This window comes from Candidatus Neomarinimicrobiota bacterium (genome assembly GCA_021734025.1).
GTDB lineage: Bacteria > Fidelibacterota > JAANXI01 > JAANXI01 > JAANXI01 > JAANXI01.
On sequence record JAIPJS010000018.1, the window covers coordinates 25881 to 45216 of the forward strand.

11 protein-coding genes are annotated in these 19336 nt (G+C 48.4%); all 11 read right to left on the minus strand.

What is annotated here, in order from left to right:
• Positions 1 to 11 precede the first annotated feature (11 nt).
• Positions 12 to 3377, minus strand: coding sequence for a fused MFS/spermidine synthase (locus K9N57_14860; protein ID MCF7805462.1), 3366 nt, complete (start codon positions 3375 to 3377; stop codon positions 12 to 14).
• Positions 3378 to 3618: 241 nt separating this feature from the next.
• Positions 3619 to 4671: a T9SS type A sorting domain-containing protein gene (locus K9N57_14865; protein MCF7805463.1), complete on the minus strand. Its 1053-nt coding sequence runs from the start codon at positions 4669 to 4671 to the stop codon at positions 3619 to 3621.
• Between the two features lie 88 nt (positions 4672 to 4759).
• A complete protein-coding gene (locus K9N57_14870; GenBank protein MCF7805464.1) occupies positions 4760 to 5911 on the minus strand; it encodes an IPT/TIG domain-containing protein in 1152 nt (383 codons plus the stop codon).
• A gap of 75 nt (positions 5912 to 5986) precedes the next feature.
• Positions 5987 to 6985: a PorV/PorQ family protein gene (locus K9N57_14875; protein ID MCF7805465.1), complete on the minus strand. Its 999-nt coding sequence runs from the start codon at positions 6983 to 6985 to the stop codon at positions 5987 to 5989.
• Positions 6986 to 7042: 57 nt separating this feature from the next.
• Complete coding sequence (locus K9N57_14880) at positions 7043 to 9154, minus strand: hypothetical protein (GenBank protein ID MCF7805466.1); 2112 nt, start codon at positions 9152 to 9154, stop codon at positions 7043 to 7045.
• A gap of 53 nt (positions 9155 to 9207) precedes the next feature.
• Complete coding sequence (locus tag K9N57_14885) at positions 9208 to 12192, minus strand: TonB-dependent receptor (GenBank protein ID MCF7805467.1); 2985 nt, start codon at positions 12190 to 12192, stop codon at positions 9208 to 9210.
• A gap of 554 nt (positions 12193 to 12746) precedes the next feature.
• The gene (locus K9N57_14890) at positions 12747 to 13022 is read right to left on the minus strand and encodes a hypothetical protein (protein ID MCF7805468.1); all 276 of its coding nucleotides are present in this window, start codon (positions 13020 to 13022) and stop codon (positions 12747 to 12749) included.
• 174 nt (positions 13023 to 13196) lie between these two features.
• Positions 13197 to 14744 (minus strand): hypothetical protein, encoded by a 1548-nt coding sequence (locus K9N57_14895; GenBank protein ID MCF7805469.1) that lies wholly within the window; start codon positions 14742 to 14744, stop codon positions 13197 to 13199.
• A 48-nt stretch (positions 14745 to 14792) separates the two neighbouring features.
• The gene (locus tag K9N57_14900; GenBank protein ID MCF7805470.1) at positions 14793 to 16802 is read right to left on the minus strand and encodes a hypothetical protein; all 2010 of its coding nucleotides are present in this window, start codon (positions 16800 to 16802) and stop codon (positions 14793 to 14795) included.
• A gap of 26 nt (positions 16803 to 16828) precedes the next feature.
• Positions 16829 to 17149, minus strand: coding sequence for a T9SS type A sorting domain-containing protein (locus K9N57_14905; protein ID MCF7805471.1), 321 nt, complete (start codon positions 17147 to 17149; stop codon positions 16829 to 16831).
• 100 nt (positions 17150 to 17249) lie between these two features.
• Positions 17250 to 19325 carry an alpha-galactosidase gene (locus tag K9N57_14910; GenBank protein MCF7805472.1) on the minus strand — a complete coding sequence of 692 codons (2076 nt, stop codon included), beginning with the start codon at positions 19323 to 19325 and terminating at the stop codon, positions 17250 to 17252.
• Positions 19326 to 19336: the final 11 nt, after the last annotated feature.

A 19336-nucleotide genomic window follows, 5' to 3' on the forward strand; every position in this document is an offset into this window, starting at 1 on the left:
TTCCTGCAAAGCTATTTTGATATCAATGATTTTTTGGTTTCTTCGGCATTTTTCACCAGCAACGGTGAATCCGGATATAACTGCAACCCCTTATCAAAAACATCCAGCGCCTGCTGTAATTTTCCCATGCGGCGATAACACATGGCAAGGTTGTTAAAATAATCCGGTTCATTCTTATTGAGAGCGATGGCCTTTTTGTAAAGGGGAATCGCCTTGTGGAACTGGTTCTGTATTGCGTAGAGATTTCCAAGGTTGTAATAAATCTCAGGATTGGAATCATCCCGGGACAGGGCATTTTTAAAGTATTTTTCTGCTTCGTTGTACCGCCCGGAAAGCGAAAATGCAGTTCCAAGATTAAAAAGCAATTTTGGCGAAGAATTGCCCATGGATAGTGCCTTATTGTAATTATCTATCGCCCGCAAATAGTCTTTCAGATTCAGGTAGCAATCCCCCAGCTCTGCTGCCACCTCCGGTTGATATTCCATTTGCTCAAGGGATTGTTGGAAAAGCTTTGCTGCGCGGGCGAAGTCTCCCTGCGATTTATAGACAACCGCGCTTCCGTTGAGCGCTTCATAAATTCGGGGATCGATTTGCACGGCTTTTCGGAAGGCATCCAAAGCCTTTTCAAAACGGTTTTGGCGACGAAATATCTCGCCCAGGAAATACCATGAGCCGGACATGTCGGGATTCAATTCTAATGATTTTTCGAGAACCATTTTTGCCGAATCTAATTTTGATTGTGAAAGATAGCAGCGGGCGCTCTCGTAATAAATCAGTGGATTTTCAGGAAAGCGCCTCTTAAGCGCCCGCAGATGCTGTAGCGCCTCCTCATAATTTGATTGAGAAATCCTTTGCCGGATAAGTTGGAGCTGCGCACCGGGATTGTCGGGGTTCTGCTGCGCAGTGACCGCCAATTGCGTGGTTACAATATCCATATCCTTAAAGAATTGAGAAGCGATTTTACTTTTTGGCACCAGGCGTGAACCGTTCAGCAAAATTTCCATGCCTTCCTTCGGCTGTCCCTGATAAAATGCCAGCATTCCCCGCAAAAATTCAACTGAGGCCAATTCATGACGCCGTAGATTTTCTTCAACATTTTCTTTAGCCACCGAATCTTCCGGAAGATTGACCAGAAGTCCTTCTACGTCCGGACGGCGAGTTAGAATTTTTGCCAGATTCTGAGCAGCGGACATGTCCCTGGACCGAATTGACCGGGTAGAATATTCCAGAATGGGGTGATCATCGCTGTTCACCGGTGCATCCTGGCTGATCTGGTTAATTCCCCGAGAATCCAGCACCAAACAGTCCAGAAGATCGTAGGCTGATTTGATATTGATCGCGGCAAGGTCGTTCCTGATCTGAGGATCGGAAAGTTTCTTCTCAATTTCCTGAAAATCGATATTAATGGGCTCGGTCGATCCCATTAACACCACCTGCTTGTTAATAGAATTAGGCGCCATCCACATCAGTGAATATGGGAAAACAGATTGAAAAGTTTTCAACACGATATCAAAATCTTTGGGATCCAGGTCGGTGGTCATCCAGGTGGAGAGAATACCGCCCGGTTCAAGTTTTCGCCGGCAATATTCAAAATGGTCGCGGGTAAACAGGCTGGCGCTGGGGGTGGCAACTGCGTAGTTGGCGTCGTTCATAATGACGTCATATTTTTCGGGCGTGTATTTTACAAAATTCTTTCCATCCAAAATTGTGGAATTAAACCGGGGATCCCGGAGCACTCCTCCGTTGATTTCAGAAAAATGGAGCTTTGCTAAGTCCATCACTTCCCTGGAAATCTCCACCAGGGTCAATTTTTCGATCGGATGAAGCAACGCCGAATGGGAAGTTTGCCCGGTGCCAAAACCAATTTGCAATACCATGCGCGCATCCGGATTTACAAACTGGGGCAGATTTCCCTGTAAGATTTGCAGTGTTCGCAGCATGAAGCTGGTTCCCGCTACATTCAAACCATCCACGTCAATTCGTTTCGTATGCTGCATGGGCAAATCGGCCTGATGAACAGTGACTGTCCCTTCCACACCTTCCCGGACATCGATAATGGGATACCCTTTTTCAATTGAAGCATAGACTGGTGTGAATATGGTTGTCGGAACCAGGTTCATCACCAAAACAAAGGCCGCAATTCCGCCAGCAGAAACGAAAGCCGTATTTTTTCGGGAAAATTGCTTCTTGCGGGGAACAAGCAGAACAATTCCGAGGCAAAGGTTGATTACAACCATCGCAATCATAGTCGCCGATGTTCCGATAATTGAGATAAAAATGAAGCCGGTAAGAAAGGAGCCAAAAACGCCACCAATGGTATTGGAAAAGTAGAGCCGGCCCAAACCGGCGCTCATCCCCGAAAGATCCCGCACCAGGATACGGCCTGCTACCGGAAAGGCAGCACCCATCAAAAAAGTAGATGGAAACATGATAATAAAGGCTTCCAGAAAGCGAACACCATTGAACTGCAACCAGCTTGTTCCGGGCCCAAAAGTCAAAATCTTTTCATGGATAGCCGGCAATTGAATTAACAAGTAAGCAGCCAAAAACGCTGTGGCTCCCATTGCGACTTCTGTCCAACCTAAAAGGGCAATGCGGTTCTTTGAGCGATCGGCTGCTTTTCCGCCAAAATATGATCCAACTGCGATGCCGAACAGAAACGTGGTGAGCATCACCGCAAAGGCATAAACCGAATTGGTCATTAAAAATACCAGAATACGGCTCCACAGCACTTCATAGGAAAGCGCCGTGAAACCGGAGAGCGCCATAATCCACAGTATGAAGCGCAAATGTGTGGAATCAATGGCTGGTTCGGAGATCTTCTCATGAATCTCGCCAGTCTTCATTTTTCTTGAAAACCGGAAAATACCTAACGCTGCCAGTCCGATCAGGATATTCAAAGCGACTGCCAGGAAAATGGATTCAACTACTCCCAAAGTACGGATGAGAAAAAAAGCGGTTAAAAATGTCCCGCAGACCGCTCCCAGGGTGTTTAGGCTATAGAGCACCCCAAAACCCAGGCCGATTTTCTCCCGGTGGGTAACCACCACATGGCTGATGACCGGCAATGTTCCACCCATCAGAAATGTAGCTGGTAACATCACCGTAAAAGCCACTGCGAATTTTATTAGGTAAAATAGGAAGGGAACAGTTTGCAGCGAGGGATAAATGAGGGCAAAAAGCGCTTCCAGGCTTCCTTTCAGCCCCGGAACCAGGAGAGCGGAAATGCCAATTCCCAGTTCAAGGAGGGCATAGGTGCGCAGGTGGTTTTTCAGGTGGTCTCCGGTTTTTCCGAATTTGCGGCTTCCCAGAGCCAATCCCAGCATGAACGCCGCCAGTACGGTGCTAATGGCAAGAGTGGTATTGCCAAAAATCAACCCGAAAATCCTTGTCCAAACTATTTCATAAACCAAGCCGGTAAAACCGGATACAAAGAATAAAACTAAAACCAATATTTTACGCATTAACAGTTGCCCCAAACGCGGGAATAATAAAAGGCGTTGATCCCCGTTGTAACAGGAATGGCTTGCTTGTCAACTCGATTAAAATATTTTGCTGTTTGCTCATTTATTCTGATGCCATACGTCAGCGTTACCGTACTTCCTTCATGCTTTTTTACTATTCCAATATCAGGATTTTGCGAATACTGCTTACGCTTCTTGTCTTTATATGAATAAAGTAGAAACCGGAACTTACCAAATTGCCGTTGAAACCTTTCATATCCCAGATGATTCGGTTTTCCGGAGCTGCGATACCGGGTGCCGCATAAAATATCTTTTGACCGAGGATATTATAAACTGAAACAGTGACCTCCTCCGGCTGAAAAATCTTGAACTGAATGGTCACGTTGCTTCGGGAGTTTGAAAGCTGCACCGGATTTGGGAATACATCCAGGCTGATTTTTTCTTTACTAGACGCCTGTTCCTGATTAACTGAGATGCCTGTGACCGCCGGTACCACATCCTCCAGCCGACCGCTTATCCTTACATCATCCATTCGCCCTTCAAAATCTTTTATTGACGGGCTGTTTGGATCCGCCCGGTACCAGGAACCAACCGAAAGCGGATCGCTATTGGGAATCAGCGGCTGGATAAAATCCATAGTATCCGTGGCGGATGCGGACGGTGTGTTCCACATAAATACCTTCCCCAGGCTATAATCGTAATAGGCGGCTACAAATGTCCACTGATTAACCGGAATGGTAAAACTTGATGCCACGGTTTGGGCCTGGTTACCGGCATCCCGGATAAGAAACTCCAAATTATTTGATTTTGAAATCCGCAATGCATAATTAGTCGTTTTTGGATTTGAGTCCTGCCTTCCCTTATTCACCAGAAAATGAACATCATTTAAAACTAATGGATAAATCCAGGCAGAAATTCCGATATTTTCATCGGTAAAATTTAGGTCGTTACTGTCTTCCACTTTAAAGTAATCATGGGTAAATACTGTATCCAGGGAGAGATAGTCCATCCCCTGCTGCAAGGGTGGCACGTTGCTATAGATGGCATTACCCTGTAAGGATCCATTATTATCAAAACCATCCCAAACTGCCGAATCGAGTCCGTTATTCTCAAACTGCCAGTGCCCGCCTTTGCTTTGAGAAAAAGAGAGGTTAATTAAACCGGGACAGAGGATAACACCCGTAAAAAGAATCAACAAAAATCTCATTTATGAACTACCGAATCTTTTTTATATCTCCAAACCGAATGGCCGTGCACTCATACTCATGGTAAATGCACGGCCTGTTCAGAAAGTGTTAGAACTGCAAGCCATAATTTGGCGCCTGTTCCACACCAATATAAGCGCTCATCGTCTCCCCAACACCGCCCCAACCCGGGTAAACGATGTACATTATCTTACCATGGAAGTTGATATAATGCATCGGGGTCATCAATTCGCCCTCATATAACACTTCCTCGGTTCCGTCCTCTTGCAGAGTGTAGAGACTGGTTTCCCAGGCTAAGGTGTAGTACATGGTTCCCTCAGCGTCAAATTCGATTCCAAGAGGGGAATCCATTTCTTCCATAACAACTTCTTCGTCTCCCAAACCGTCGCTCGTAATCTCGAACCGGGATATTTTCCCAGCCCAGATGGCGGTTACATACAAATAGTTACCGAATACGCGGCTGCACTTCGCCGTGGAAAGATCAGCCATATAGGTAAGGGAACCGGATGTGTCCAGCCTATGGATCCCGGTTCCGTTTTCTACAATATACATGTTCCCATTTTCATCCCAATCGAAATCAACGGGACCGGGCACCGAAACTACTTCTTCTATTGTTGAACCGTCTGGGGAAATTCTCTCGATTTTATCTTCACCCTGCTCACAAACATAAAGATAATTATCGGGACCAAACCCGATTGAACCACTAACGGGCACCGATGCGAATTCGGATTTCACCCCATCCGGTGTAACTTTGTAAATAGCACCGGCGTCTGCCGATCCGATATAAACATTGCCGTCCCCATCAACCGCTACGCCATTGGGCCAGACGATTTCTTCATCAATTGTCTTAAGCGTATTCTTGAAAATAAATGACAATGGCTGGCTCCAATATTCCGAACCTTTAACGCTAGCAAGAACATCCACTGTGTCATTTGACAGGTTTGGTGTCTGAACGGTCAGTTCACTGGCAGTTGCTGAAATAATTTTGCCTACACTTTTTCCAAATGCGACCAAATTGTATTCCGGCGTGGCACTAAAACCACTGCCGTATATTTTTATGACGTCTTTCAGGTAGCCCTCGCCAGAACTCAAAGAATCAACCTGGGGTGCGGCCTTACCGGTCGGATTGGGATCCGGATGGTCTTCCCCATATGTCGGCTCGTCTGGCGCCGAACAGGAAAATAGAACCATACCGATAATCAAGGTAAAACTGAGCATTCCCCATGATCTTTTATATTTCATACCAAAATCCTCCGAATAATTTTAAATAAAATCATTTCAAAAATACCGTTTAGTTGGCATATTCATTTACCTGCCTTAAAAATGAAAATTTACGGTGAACATTTGCACTGCATCGAAATGCTGGAATTGAAGATAACTATAATCGATCCCCAGCGCAAAACCGCCTATTTCGTAGTTCAAGCCACCACCCACCGTAAAATCTTCCTCATCGTAGTTGGTCTTGTAACCGCCGCGCAAAAAGAACATGTTTTTGAAGCCATATTCCAGACCGAAATTCATCCGTTCCGTATAATCCCTGGGATGAATCGCATCGACAGACAGCAAAACGCTGTGGGGAGATTCAGAAGTCCAAAAGCTGGTCATATCCATTGCGATTCCAAATTTAAATGTCAACGGAAGGGGGAAATGGGCTTCGCGGTATTTCTTTTCCTCAGAGAAGTTCTGAAGACTCATTGCTAGGCGTAAATCCTTGAAACCGGTGTAGTAAATCGTTCCGAAATCAAAAGCCATGAGACTCGTTTTGGCCGTGTATTCTGTGCCAGCGTCCATTGTTCCTTCCAGGGTGGACCCCAGATTTTCATGCAGATAACGTAAATGTCCGCCTATTGCAAAGCGGTCTGTTACGCGCCGGGCATATCCCATACCGGCTGCCCAATTTGTGGGAGAAAATTCGCCTGTCTCCACAAAACCTGCCGATGTTTCGCTGCGTCGGGTTCCATGGAAAACGCCCCAATCAACCCCCGCAAAGCTGGCGCTAAAATAGCCTAATCCACCAGCATCATAAGAAACTGACGCGGCGTTCACATTGATATCAGCGATCCAATTCGTTTGTGCGATGAATAAATTGCCGCCATTGCTCAAGGCCACTCCCGCCGGATTCCAGAAAATGGAACTGGCGTCATTGGCAACAGCAGTATATGCACCACCAAGAGCGGCCGCGCGCGCGCCAACAGGTATGGATAACCACTGCATGCCTGACTGGGCAACTTTCTTCAAGCCGGCAGCCTGCAGAGGTATTGAGGCTGCCAACATCACAATCAAAATTAAATTTTTGATGTTTTTCATTTTTTTCATTTTATTCCTCCCGGCAGTTCTGATTTTGTCTTTTTGCTATTTTTGAAAACATTTGAATTACCTCACAACTACAAATTTTTCAATGCTGCCAGGAATCGGCTTCTCGTCAATATTTTTTGCGTCGTCCACTTGCAGAATATAGACGCCGCTGGCAACTAGTTGATTTGACTCAGTTACCAAATCCCAACTTTCATCAGCGCTTCCGCTCACATGATTAATGGTCTTAATCAAATCGCCGGCTACCGTAAAAATCCGCAGTGTGCAGTAAGGCGGTAGGTTAACGAAAAGCACCATATCGCCTGCTTCTGTAAAGTTGTAATCACCCGCTTTTGTAATATAGGGATTCGGAACAATACGCACCCCGTCTGCGGTAGGTTCGCCCGGTTCAAAAGCATACGCAGCAATCTCGGAACGGTTGGTGTACTTCGAGCTTTCCAGCTTCTGACCAGCAAACAAGCCGTCAGTATTTTGCGTCCCATCATCCACCGTTGTCACCGCATAGTGGTAGGGCTCACCTCTTACCACGTCACTGTCTTCGTAAGTGTTTACATCTTTCGACACCTCAGCGACTTTTCTCCAGACCAAGTGAGTTCCATCTGATTTTAGCTCATCGTAGGTATCTACGGTAAAGGCGCCTCGCTTGCGATAGATATTATAATGATCAAGGTCTGGCACACCGGTATCGGGATCTCCTTCCCCGGACATGTCCTGCCACTCCAGATAGATTACATTCGGCCCGGACTCGACTGTTAAATCAGGAGTAGGCAACGGATCAGGAATATCATAGCCGCGTTGAAATGCCCAATAAGCCCGATCCATGGTCTGGAACAGTGAGTCTTTGCCAGTAGCAAGGAGTTCGTTCTTGGCATTGTTGTCAAATGTAGCTCCCGATTCTCCCCGATACCAGTCACGCCATTCCAACCCTTTCTCAACCGCCAGTTCTCTAGAAATACCATTGGCACCGACCACATAAGCGATTTCAACCGAATCACCTAAATTGAAATCGTAGGGACCAAATGCCTGAAATGGAAACTCAGCCTCTTGGGCGGAAGCATCATCTGGCCAGCCGGACTGCTCTTCAACTGTCTGGCGTGTGCCGGAAGAAGCCCAGTCCCAAATTGAGGCAAAGCCCGTGAAATCAGTATCCCACACGTTATATACACTAATATTTCCAATGATTGAAATGGGTTGCGCCGGATTATCGGTTTTATCAGTGACCGAGTTATCCACGTGCAAGGCGGAAAATCCGCTATATGCTGAAGAAACAAATTCACCTGACGGCATTGGCGAACCGCCTCCGGATCCGATTGCATATCGCGGATCACCGGTATCGTCAAATTCGAGGCCACCCGCTTCAAACTCATTAATATCGGGGTGATCTCCATCCCAACCATAAGACACCATCAGTTCTCTTCCATCGGGAACTAGCGTGGAAGGCATGCTTTCGTAAGTTGCCCAGTCATCCTTGCCTTCTTCATACCAGCGGGAATAGGTGATGTATGTCCCCTCGGCCGTCTGAAAGCTGTAACCGACAAGAAAATATACATCTGAAATTGTTTGATCAGTGTCGGTATCCGGATCCGGATCATCATCCCAATCAAAAGTGCATTTGTATTTCATATTAACAATAACGTAATCATCATGATTGGGGTTGGTATATGAATAGGATCTTTTCACGACATCGAAGCCCGGCATCATTTTATAGTGCACCTCAATCATCTCATCCGAAGGAAGATCCTCATCTACCGTACCGTTGAATTTCCTGGAAGAGAGCTGCATTTGTCCTTTTGAGTACACCCACACTTCCGGGGGCAGATGACGACGATATTCCTTGATGCCATATGGGTCGGCTCGATTATATGAGACCGGCCCTTCAAGGAATTGCTCCTTGGAATGAACTTCACCCAATGAGTCAACCCAGGTTCCAACCGTCACGCCACTGTAATAGAAAACAATATTGCCGTAGCGGAAATAATCCTGGGGCCACTCACCGGTCGGATCTACACTATTAGTATTGATTGCATCCCTGGCTTCCATGCGCAGTTTAAAATCTCCCATATCATGAGTGCGGGCTTGGGCAAAAAGTGTGCGAGATCCCATCATGCTCAGCAAGAGAAAGACAAAACCGGATACAATGGGAAGCCATTTCTTAATTCCATATCGCTTCATAAGTGTTTATCTCCTTTGTTTTCGCAAGTTTTTATGCATCCAATAATCCGGCTTTACATCTGTATCCTTATGCCGAAAAAGATATCCCGTGGATTAACAAATTGCGACCAGGTGTTCCAACCAAGGTCGATGTAGTCTTGCTTATAATCACCCAGTTTATCATTACCTTTTTGATCACCGGTTTCCCATGGGAAATGCAAGGAATCAACATACCTGTTCCAGTACAACGGGTTTGGAAACCCTTTGTAGTTAAACAGGTTTTTAACCTGCATATATACACTGAAGCGGGTCCTGTTAAACTGGAAACGTTTTTCTACCCGTATATCGGTATTCCAGTAATCAATGACATCCGCCCAATGCTGTTCGCTAGGCGCTGATTGGGGAGTCAGATTTTGTTTCCCACCATCAGACCATTCCTGTAAAATATTCAATTGCCAATTACCTAAAAATTTGATTCCAACCAATGAGGGACCGAAATCTTGGGGAGTCCGGAAGGTCATATTAGAAAACACGGATGGAACCGGCCAGTTTCTGGTTTGAAGGGGTTGTTCGCTTTGCTGCTCAGAGAGCTGGCGGTCTTCATAAAGATAGCGATAACCCGTCCGTCCCGTGCTTCTGATCGAATAATCCAGTTGGACCCAGCCATACCAAAAACGCCCAACCCGGCGCTCTATTTTAAATTCCAGACCACGAATATCAGCATAACTGTTGTTTGCCCAAGTCGTAACTACGCTCTCATTATCAAATGGGACAATTGTCTGTCTGGTGAGTTGATCTGAAACGTCTTTATAATATCCCATAAAATGAATCAGAAAATCGTTAGCCACGCTTTGCTCAAATCCTATTTCATAAGATACTGTTCTGGGCCAGTCTGCATTTATGTTGGGTAGTTCGGCACCGCTTCCGGACGGCCTCACAGTATAAAGTTGATCTGTGACCGGCGGCTGGTAAAAATGCCCGTAGTTAAAGAAGATCTTACTGGTAGTGGTAATCGGATGTGCTATTCCCAGGCGCGGACTCAGATAGAGCTTATATGATTCGTCGTTGATTTTATATTGCGAAAAACTGTTCGAATCCGCCCTAAAACTTTCAAGATCATATGGAAGATGGGAATAAATATAACTAGGGTTTAAATTATAGGGATTTATACCAGGCTGGAGATAATCGGCCCGGATTCCGATATTGGCAATCATTCCCTCATATTCTAATTTATCCTGAATGTAGGCACCCAATTTAACGGGAGAGGAATTATAGTACCACCAATTGGTCGGATTTTCATCAAAAGGTTGGGTCGTCGCACCGTGGTTAATCTCCCTTCGTTCGCGGAATTCCGTATAGTCAACCGTAATACCTGTTTTGACCTGGTTATGTTTATTAATTTGAGAAACCAGGTCGCCGGTTAATTGGATCCCCCAGTAACGGGAGTGATCTTGTCCTCTTCCCCCGCCAGACATCAGGAAATCACCTAGCACTCCATATTTTTCGGTTATGGAACCGATCTGGCTTCCAACATATCCGAACGGCTGCTCATCATACCATCGACCGGCAATATTTTTAATCCCGGTCGTATCGCGCAACCCTATGGGCTCCTGTGTAATCTGATAATTTGTATATTCCAGGTTCACATCGTAAAACGTGCGAGTGCTTAAAACATGGTTGAGCGACAGCCCTCCACTGTACTGACGAATTTCGGCCGGGTTGTAACTGGCATCGTGCCAGATATAGCGCCAGTAAAAAGCATCCCTGCCATATTCGGTTCCCTGCCGGGTACCGGTAATTAGACCGTTGGTATCGTCATAAATTGAACCACTGACTCCCCGTTGCAGCATAAAATTGTTCATAAAAGATAATTTCATCTGGGGGCTCAGGTGGGTGGTCAGCTTCAACAAAGTTGTACTGGACATTGAATTATTTCTGCTAAAAGGATAAACCAATTGCAAATTTTCGTAACGTTCGGAAAGCATAAAAGCAACCGGAGTCCCTGGAATGGGTCCGCTGAGTGCACCGTCAACAATGTAATCCGGTTCATTCGCGTACTCCCGGTTACGATGCTGCCATTTCCACAATTCAAGCAGGGCCTGCGGCGTCATATCGTTGTTTGGATCGGCATCAGCCAAATACTGCCGGCTAACTTGGTTCCAACCCACAAAAGTAAACGGGTATTCACCATTGTCCACCATCTCCTGGGAGACCCCTCCGAAAGCATCCTGCCCGGCATAGACCTGCCAAAATGGACCATTGATGCCGAACGGGCTGGGACCAAAATGCTTACGAGCAGGCGGGCTGGTCCGTGCGTTCAAACTGAGAGAATACCGGTCCATGCTGCCTTCCTTGGTCACAACGTTAACCATACCTGAGCGAATGTCGCCGTATTCGGCGTTAAATCCACCTGTCAGAATTTCGATTTCCTGCACTGCCGAAAGGTTAATGGTGGTCATCGGCTGTTGGGTTCTTTTATTCCGAGTGGAAAGTCCGTCAATAACAATATCCGTCTCATTCAGGCCGCCGCCACGAACTACCAGACCTGTACCCTCTGTGCCGGCGCTCAGTTGTATTCCCGCTTCGGCGGATAGCACTTCTTCCAAATTGTCCACCGGGCGACTCTCGATTGATTCGCTGGTAACAATATTTTGGCTGGAAGACACATCATGACGGATTACCGGCCGTTCTCCTTCCACGACAACGGTTTCGCCTTGAATGCTCTCCTGCACCATATTGAAGTCCACGTTAGTAGTTTGATTTATGCTCACCTGGACATTTTCTTTCAACACGGTGGCATATCCAATAATGCTGGCTCTCACCTGGTAATTTCCGGGAGGAATATTGATAATAAAATAGGAGCCATCGGTATCTGTCGCAGCGCCCAAGCTAGTTCCTTGAATAACTACATTCACCCCAGGAAGCGGCTCATTTGTCTCCTGATCAACAATTTGTCCCGCAATTTTCCCGGTAGAAGCGGCCCAGGTTGTTTGCACCAATGTTAACAGGAGTAAAAAGACAAGGGCAAATAAAACAAAAACTTTGGTTGTTTTTTGCATACTATTACCTCCCTTAATTAAATTGCATTCTTCGTTTGAAATTTAAAGAAATCCCTACACCCAGCTTTTTGGCATATGTCAAATTGAATGAAACGCGGAAAGGTTATATTTTCTTTCGATCCCAATATATATGGCTTTCATATCGAAAGCAAGCTATAATATATCCCCCGCTTGATTGTCTTGTAAACTCAAGCGGGATATCCTTCTACCCCTCAAACGACATGAAAATTTTAAATTCTGAACTTTCATTATCTTTCTTTCTGTCGATGTTGTTTTTACTCAATCTTTAAAGCGGATTGTTATTCTGCCGGAATCCCGCTTTCCCGAAAAAACTAACTTAAACACATTTCTTTGGCTTTCTTTATTCCATTGTAATTTTGTCCTGTCCAGATATATTGATTCCGGCTGCTTATCACTCCGGAATCTAAACTCAGGCTCTCCGATTCCACCCGGCTGGATGTGCAGCGTTATTTCATCTTCCGTCTCGGAACCCTCCCGGACCATCCAATTCGTGTAGTCGATCGTAAAGTTATGCATTTCCGGCTGCCAAAGTTTTACAAGTGCATCGGCATGAATTGCCCAACGATTTCCCCGGATTCCCTCCAATGCTGCTTCGCCGTATTCATCAGCAACCCTCCGTCAGGCGACAGGGACAACAGTTGTCCCCGGCCCAGCCATGTCCCGCCATTTGAGTCACGGCCCCACCGGTGCTCGACATTGGTTTTGCTGATGACGATGCCGACCCGTGGCTTCTCGAACGAGACGGTCTGTGCCGATCCGTCGCCGGCGAAAATGAGCGTAAGAATCAGAAAAAACCCGAATTTTTTCATAGATGATTTTACCTTTGTTCTTGCGGGATTTGCTACAGAGATACGCCGAACTCAGACAGCGAAAATAGAAGTGTTGGTTCTCCCCGTTGTATCAGCCGTCAAGCAGTAGATCTCTCGGGGGACAGTGCTTTTCCCTCGTTCCCCAATCCCCAGTGATGTTGCAAAGTTATGTTGTCAGTGCTTTATAATAATTGTTCCCCGTTCCCCCTGGATATTTCTGCCGGCAATCGTCACCGACAGGACCTGTTCTTCTTCAGAATATCGATAACCCCGGACGACCAGACGCGGATTCTGCGACATGATCTCTGCAGGCGATCTGTCGGTGTATATTTCCAACTCCTGCGTTCCGTACATCTGTAAATCTATGACGGACTGTTTTTTTCCCGGCTTCCAGGTGTACACGTTATACGTTCCGGTCAGGTTTATCGACGGCCGGATTCGCTCTTTGCCCAGGGAGTAGCGCAGTTCGTAGCGATCCCGGTCCAGTTCGGGCAGATAGAGAAACCCGAATCCACCGGCCTCGTAGTAGGCGGCGATAGGTTGGCCGTCCAGCGTTACGGCGCTCACATGCTGTCCTGGCTCCAAAGCGACGGCTAAAACCATGTTCCCCAGCAGATTGTTGGCGTAGACCTCTTTCGGCATCTCCCGGTTGTCGATCCGCACGGTGCCTTCGCTGGGCTCCTCCACCGTGGCATATCGCTTATACAGCCACTGCGAGGAAAACTGTTCTGTATTCTTCGCCAGGTAATACCGGTCGCTCTCCTGCACCTTTGTAAAGAAGTCGATCCAGCGTTGATTCAGATCGGGCTGCAGAAAATCATCGGAAGCAAGCCAGTTCGCCCAGTGGGATTCGATGACATCGGTGCGGAAGCTATCGACAGGCGCCGTGGGCAGGGACGCCATCGCGTACCAGGGATTGCCGAAGTTTTGGCGGTCTACCACCAGTACGCCGTGGTCGATGCCGCCGCTGCCCGGCTCAGGCGGACTCAGCTCTTCAATCTGCTGGAAGAGGGTGTTGGCATATTTCACGCCGTCCTCCCGCATGAGCGCTCCGGTGCTGTATTCACCGTCGGGGTTCCAGTAGTAGCCGTAGGCGCACGGCACAAAGCTTTCCGGGAAGGAATGCCCGTATTCCGGCGAGAGGTTATACTGGGCCATAATCCTCTTAAACGCCTCGATGTGGTCCCGCATATCCTTTTCCGGCCAAGGTTTATTGTCTTCGAGGTTGTACCACTCTGCGCGGGTTCGGTTGCCGTCAATCCAATGCTCGTGCCCGACACCGTGCAGACCGAATTCCAGGAACGCCGCATTCTCTTTGACATATTCCATCATGGCAAGCTGGGAGGGATCGATGTTGGCGGTATTGTCGAAGTCTTCTCCGTGCTGCGTCGTGGTCGGGTAATCTTGTAACAGGTTGAGGCGGTCCATTTCCGCCAGAATAAAGAGGCCCTGAAACCGCACGCCGACCTCCCGACCCACTTCGACCATCGGGCGGTAATCCCGCACATCGAAATTGCGCCGGACACCGACTCGCCACGGGCCACCGGTATCGCCCATAGAGCCGCCTTCGTTCCAACCCATGTCATCAATTGCCATGGCAAATCCGCTGGGATACTGGATTTGCGCATATATCGTACTTCCGAACGCCAAACTGACCAGCAGTGCAATAAACAGGATTCCCGTTTCGATACGCCACACGTTGCGATGCTTCTTATCCATCATTGTTTCCTCGTTCTCCGGGGGCGATGCGCCCCGATGCTATCAAATGTTTTATTCCAGCCAGACAATAGCCGCCTTCCGGAACGCGGGCAGCTTGCATACCAGCCGATCCGCCCGGTATTCCGTCTCCAGTTCTGTCGGGTCGCCGAGGTATTCCTGCATCATCACTTTTCCGGACTCGCTCCCGGCGGCGAACGAAATTTCCACTTCTTCAGCCGGAATTTGTTTAGCATTCTTTTTCGCAACAAGCCCTGAAAAATTCGTGAGAAACGCAGTGGGATTCCCCTGCACTTCCGTAATTTGCGTCGCGACAAACGGACTCGCCTTCACCCGGACATCCGGCGTGTAGCCAAGTTGTGAGGTAATTTCCCGCAAGAAGGTCTGCTGTTTGCGGTAAAAGTCCGTTTCGCTGTATGCTCCGGTCTGTGCGGCTCTGTTAAATTCTGCTCTCGCTGAATTGAAATAGCTCGCACCGATCCGCTGCTTGTACCACACATACTGCTCACCCCTCACCGGTCTACCGGTTTCGCCGATTTGTTCTCCCAGCAGGTCGGAGAGCGGATTCTGTGCAACCCGGTTTCGGTTCGCGTCGTATTCCCCGGTCTCCCCGGTGATCACTAATGTCTTTCCGGATTGGATGTACTCCCCAAGCCAGGAAAGTTCCCCGGAGGATAACATCTTCGCATCCGGCAGGAGAAGTACTTCTCCCTCAAATTGATCCAGGGTCCGTGGTGTGAGTATCTGAAACGGCAGGTGCCCCTGGAGTATCAGATGCATGATGCCGTTGAATTCCTGCGTGTAGCTTTCCGGGAAAAAATTCCGTGTCTGCGGAGAAAAATACACACCAACCGGGTTGAGCGGCTTTCTCGGCGCATACAACTGTCGTCTGTTCTCCGCGATCCATTGATACGCCGCTGTCCGCGTTTCGAAATCGTTAGAGCCGGACATCACATGGCCACGGGCATCCCAGGTATTCAGTCCCGCCATCACGTGGGACGCAAACATATTGTGCATGGATTCGGAGATGCTCACCGGCTCGTTTTCATCCCAGCTGTAACTGAGCATCCAGGACGGTTTCTCCTCCGCGAATGCCCGGAAGGTGTACATGCCGGTCATGTACGTGAACCAGTCGAACGGTTCGCGTTCCGCTGCCGTGTACCCGCCGGCGCTGTATTCGTGGGCGATAGCATCCACCACTTCGTACATCTGGTAGACATCTGCGCCAACCCGCACAGCTTCCTCGCCGATGCCCGGATAAATTTCCGCAATCGTCTTCGCCTCGGGATTCACCGCCTTGACATTGCTGTCGATCTCCGCCATGAATTCGGTCAGAGTTTCGATGCGGAATTTTACCCATTCCCGGAAGTTCGCATCGCTGAAATCGCCGAGATTCAGGTCGGTTTTTGCGTCCAGGCCGGTGCGCTTCCTGAACTCTTCGACGGTATACTGGTCGAAACTCGCCCAGGTATCGGTCCAGCCATCGAAGTGTGTCATCCAGTACGGGATATCCACATAGATACCATCGATGCCCGTTTGGGCGATCTGGCGAATCCGCTTCATATAGATTTTACGCCACTCCGGGGCATACGGACTGATCCAGACGTCCTCCTCGCCTTCGTCGATCCAGAAAGCATCGGTTTCATCAAAGATCGCCGGATTGCCGTTGATATCCCGTTGCACCCAGTCAGGATGATCCCGGAAAAACGACCGACCAAAATCCTCTACATTTGGTGTGATACACTCCAGGCCTGCAACATACACGAAGGCATAATTATCATGGGCGTGCGCCTGTTCGGCCATTTTTTCAAGGGCGGTCAGCTTTTGAGTTGGATCGAGAAAACTGGGATAGCGTCCGGGGACGTCATTGTCCACCTCGATGCCGTACACGTGTGTTGTTTCCGCTTCTGCGATAATTTCATCGACATTGTCAATCGACAGGCCATTCCCGGTGGTATGGATGTAATGAGTCCAGTCCTGAGTTTGCGTCTGCCCCTGTTGTGACTGGCATCCGAAAAGAAAGATAATTATCGAAAGAATCGTGAAAATATGTTTCTGCGGCATAATAGTCCTTTGAAGTATTAGGTGCGTCAGCGAATCAGAGTTAATTTTTGCGTTTCCCGCTGCTCTCCGACCTTCAACACGGCGAAATACATCCCGGATGGCACCGGTTTACTTCCCCTGTTAGCAGCATTCCAGTGATATACATACCGGCCCGGCTTAAGTCTTTCGCTGACGATCACGTCAACTACCCGGCCGCGAATATCCGTAATCTCCATCCGAACGGCACTGGTTCGGTTCAGCCGCAACCGAAACGCGGTCGACGGATTGAATGGGTTTGGATAATTGCTGTAAAACCGACAATCCGGGATGAAGCTACCGGAGGAACCGCCGGCAATTCCGGTCGGCAATCCCTGACACACCGTGGTAGGTTCGCAGCGATAGCGCAGATCAAAACGAGTCGAATGGTATTTGACACTGTCCCTCCCAAAGTGTTTACTATTCTGCTGGTTACTGCGGAGTGGCCTCCAGCAGGAGATAATCGGTGAATTGCGTGTTCAGTTTCTCAGTTGGGCCGGTCACCACGCCAAAATCCGTACCGTTCACATAGTCCGTTACCTGATAGGTGACGCCGGATTTCAACCCGCGCAATTCCAGACTTCCGTCCCAGTGTTCAGCATAGAAGGCGTAATACATCTTGCCATTTTTTTCCACAGCATGGCCTTCCGGCGCGCCGAATCCGATATCGTAGAGTTCGCCGCGATATTCTCCGGTGGGCAGCATCCGGGATTTGTAGATATCCATCCACTGGGCCCACTTTTGCTCCCGGCGTTCATTCAGGTAGAAGGTGGAATCCCTCTTGGAATTCGGCAGAACGGTAAACTTAGTTCCGATGACGCCGCCCACACCAGCCGTTGAAGCGAAATCCTCGCCGGTGGTGCTCAGTTCCACGTGATCTCCATAGTACGGAGCTGACGGCCCCATCAGTGCTTTGAAGGTTTTTCCCTTCAGGCGAATCTGCCAGGAACTGGTTGGGTCGGATGCTACTGACTGATTCATATACGGCATCGTGAAAAAGTTATATCCTGTGCCGCACGGACAAATTTCCACCACGGCGTTTGGATCGATTTCGAGAGCCGCCTCGTAAATTATTTTGAAAAATTCCGGAATGGCTTCTACGGATTCTTCTGGTCGGGCGTGGTTATGCTTCGGATTGTAACACGGCGGCGCGCCGTTCAGATGCTGGCCGTCGATCTTTAATCCAGCGTAGCCCCACTCGCCAATAATTTTCTGCACAAGTTCTTTGGTGTACTGCTGAACGTCCTCATCAGCGGGACATAGATAATACGAATCCCACCATGAGATGTGCTGGAGCGAGCCGTCTTTATTTTCCAACAGGTATTCCGGGTGTTCTTCCATCACCCAACTGCCGGAATCCGCGGCGAGTGGTGCCCACCAGAGTTTGGCCTTCAAGTCATGATCTTTGATTTTATCTACAAAGGCTTTCATGGATTTTTCGCCTTCGGGGAAATGCTTTTTATTCGGACGCCAGTCGCCTTCCGCGATCTGCCAGCCATCATCCAGCACTGCCCAGTCGTAGCCCATTTCCTGTACCTTGTCGAGCGAAGCAGTCACCTGGTCAATAGTAAAATCGCGACCATAGCCCCAGGCACACCAAATGGGCTCATAGGCGGTTTCCGGGGTTTCGGGGAACTTGATCCCGCGCTTGAGCATCATATCGCGATACGAACGCAGGCTGCTGAAATAGTCGCCGGGATGCACCGAGGCAAACGTGGTAAAAGTATTCATTGTCTCGCCAGACGGCAAAGTAGTAGCATTATGCGAATAGGTCACGCCCAGCATAGCGTGCGAGGAATCCGGCATGGCCACGGGCAGGGAAACCAGTTTCGGCACGATCTCAAGATGGCCCACCGCCAAACCAACATCCTTACGCCAGACATCCACGACAGGCGTACCGTTGCCATAATCGGAAGCGTTCATCCCCATATAATTTTCCTGCTCGAACCCCGGTGTCAGCGAAAGTACCCAATCGGGACGCGACGCATACGACGCATCCTGAAAACTCCAGAACGGCGTATCTTCACGCCATTTGGCATCTATGGTATAATGGTTATTTGCCCAGCGCGTCATTTCTACGGGCGAACCACTCGTGTTCGTGTATTGAACATCAAACACCGCCATATCGGGAAAACCATCGTAGACCGTCACGGTCACCGTCTTTTGCAGTGGGGCGTGGACTCCAGTAATTTTATACTGGTTTCCGGCTCCCATGTCGGCTTCCACTGTCATCGCTGTGACATCCTGAAAGGTGAACTCCGATATCTCTTTTCCTTTAAGAGTCACCGTTTCCGACGGTGAATATTCGCCTAGGATTTCGTCCTGCCCGTCATAGGTTGCGACAATGCGGGAATACAATTGCTTGTTAAATTCGACACGGAGATTCTGGCCCTCCACCACGGCTGCCGGGCCGGCACTTTGTTTGGATTGCTGCTGGGTTGATGCGCATCCGAAAAGGATTGTAAGGCTCAGAGCAATAACTCCGAATGTCCAATATTGTTTTCTCATGACTCCCCCGT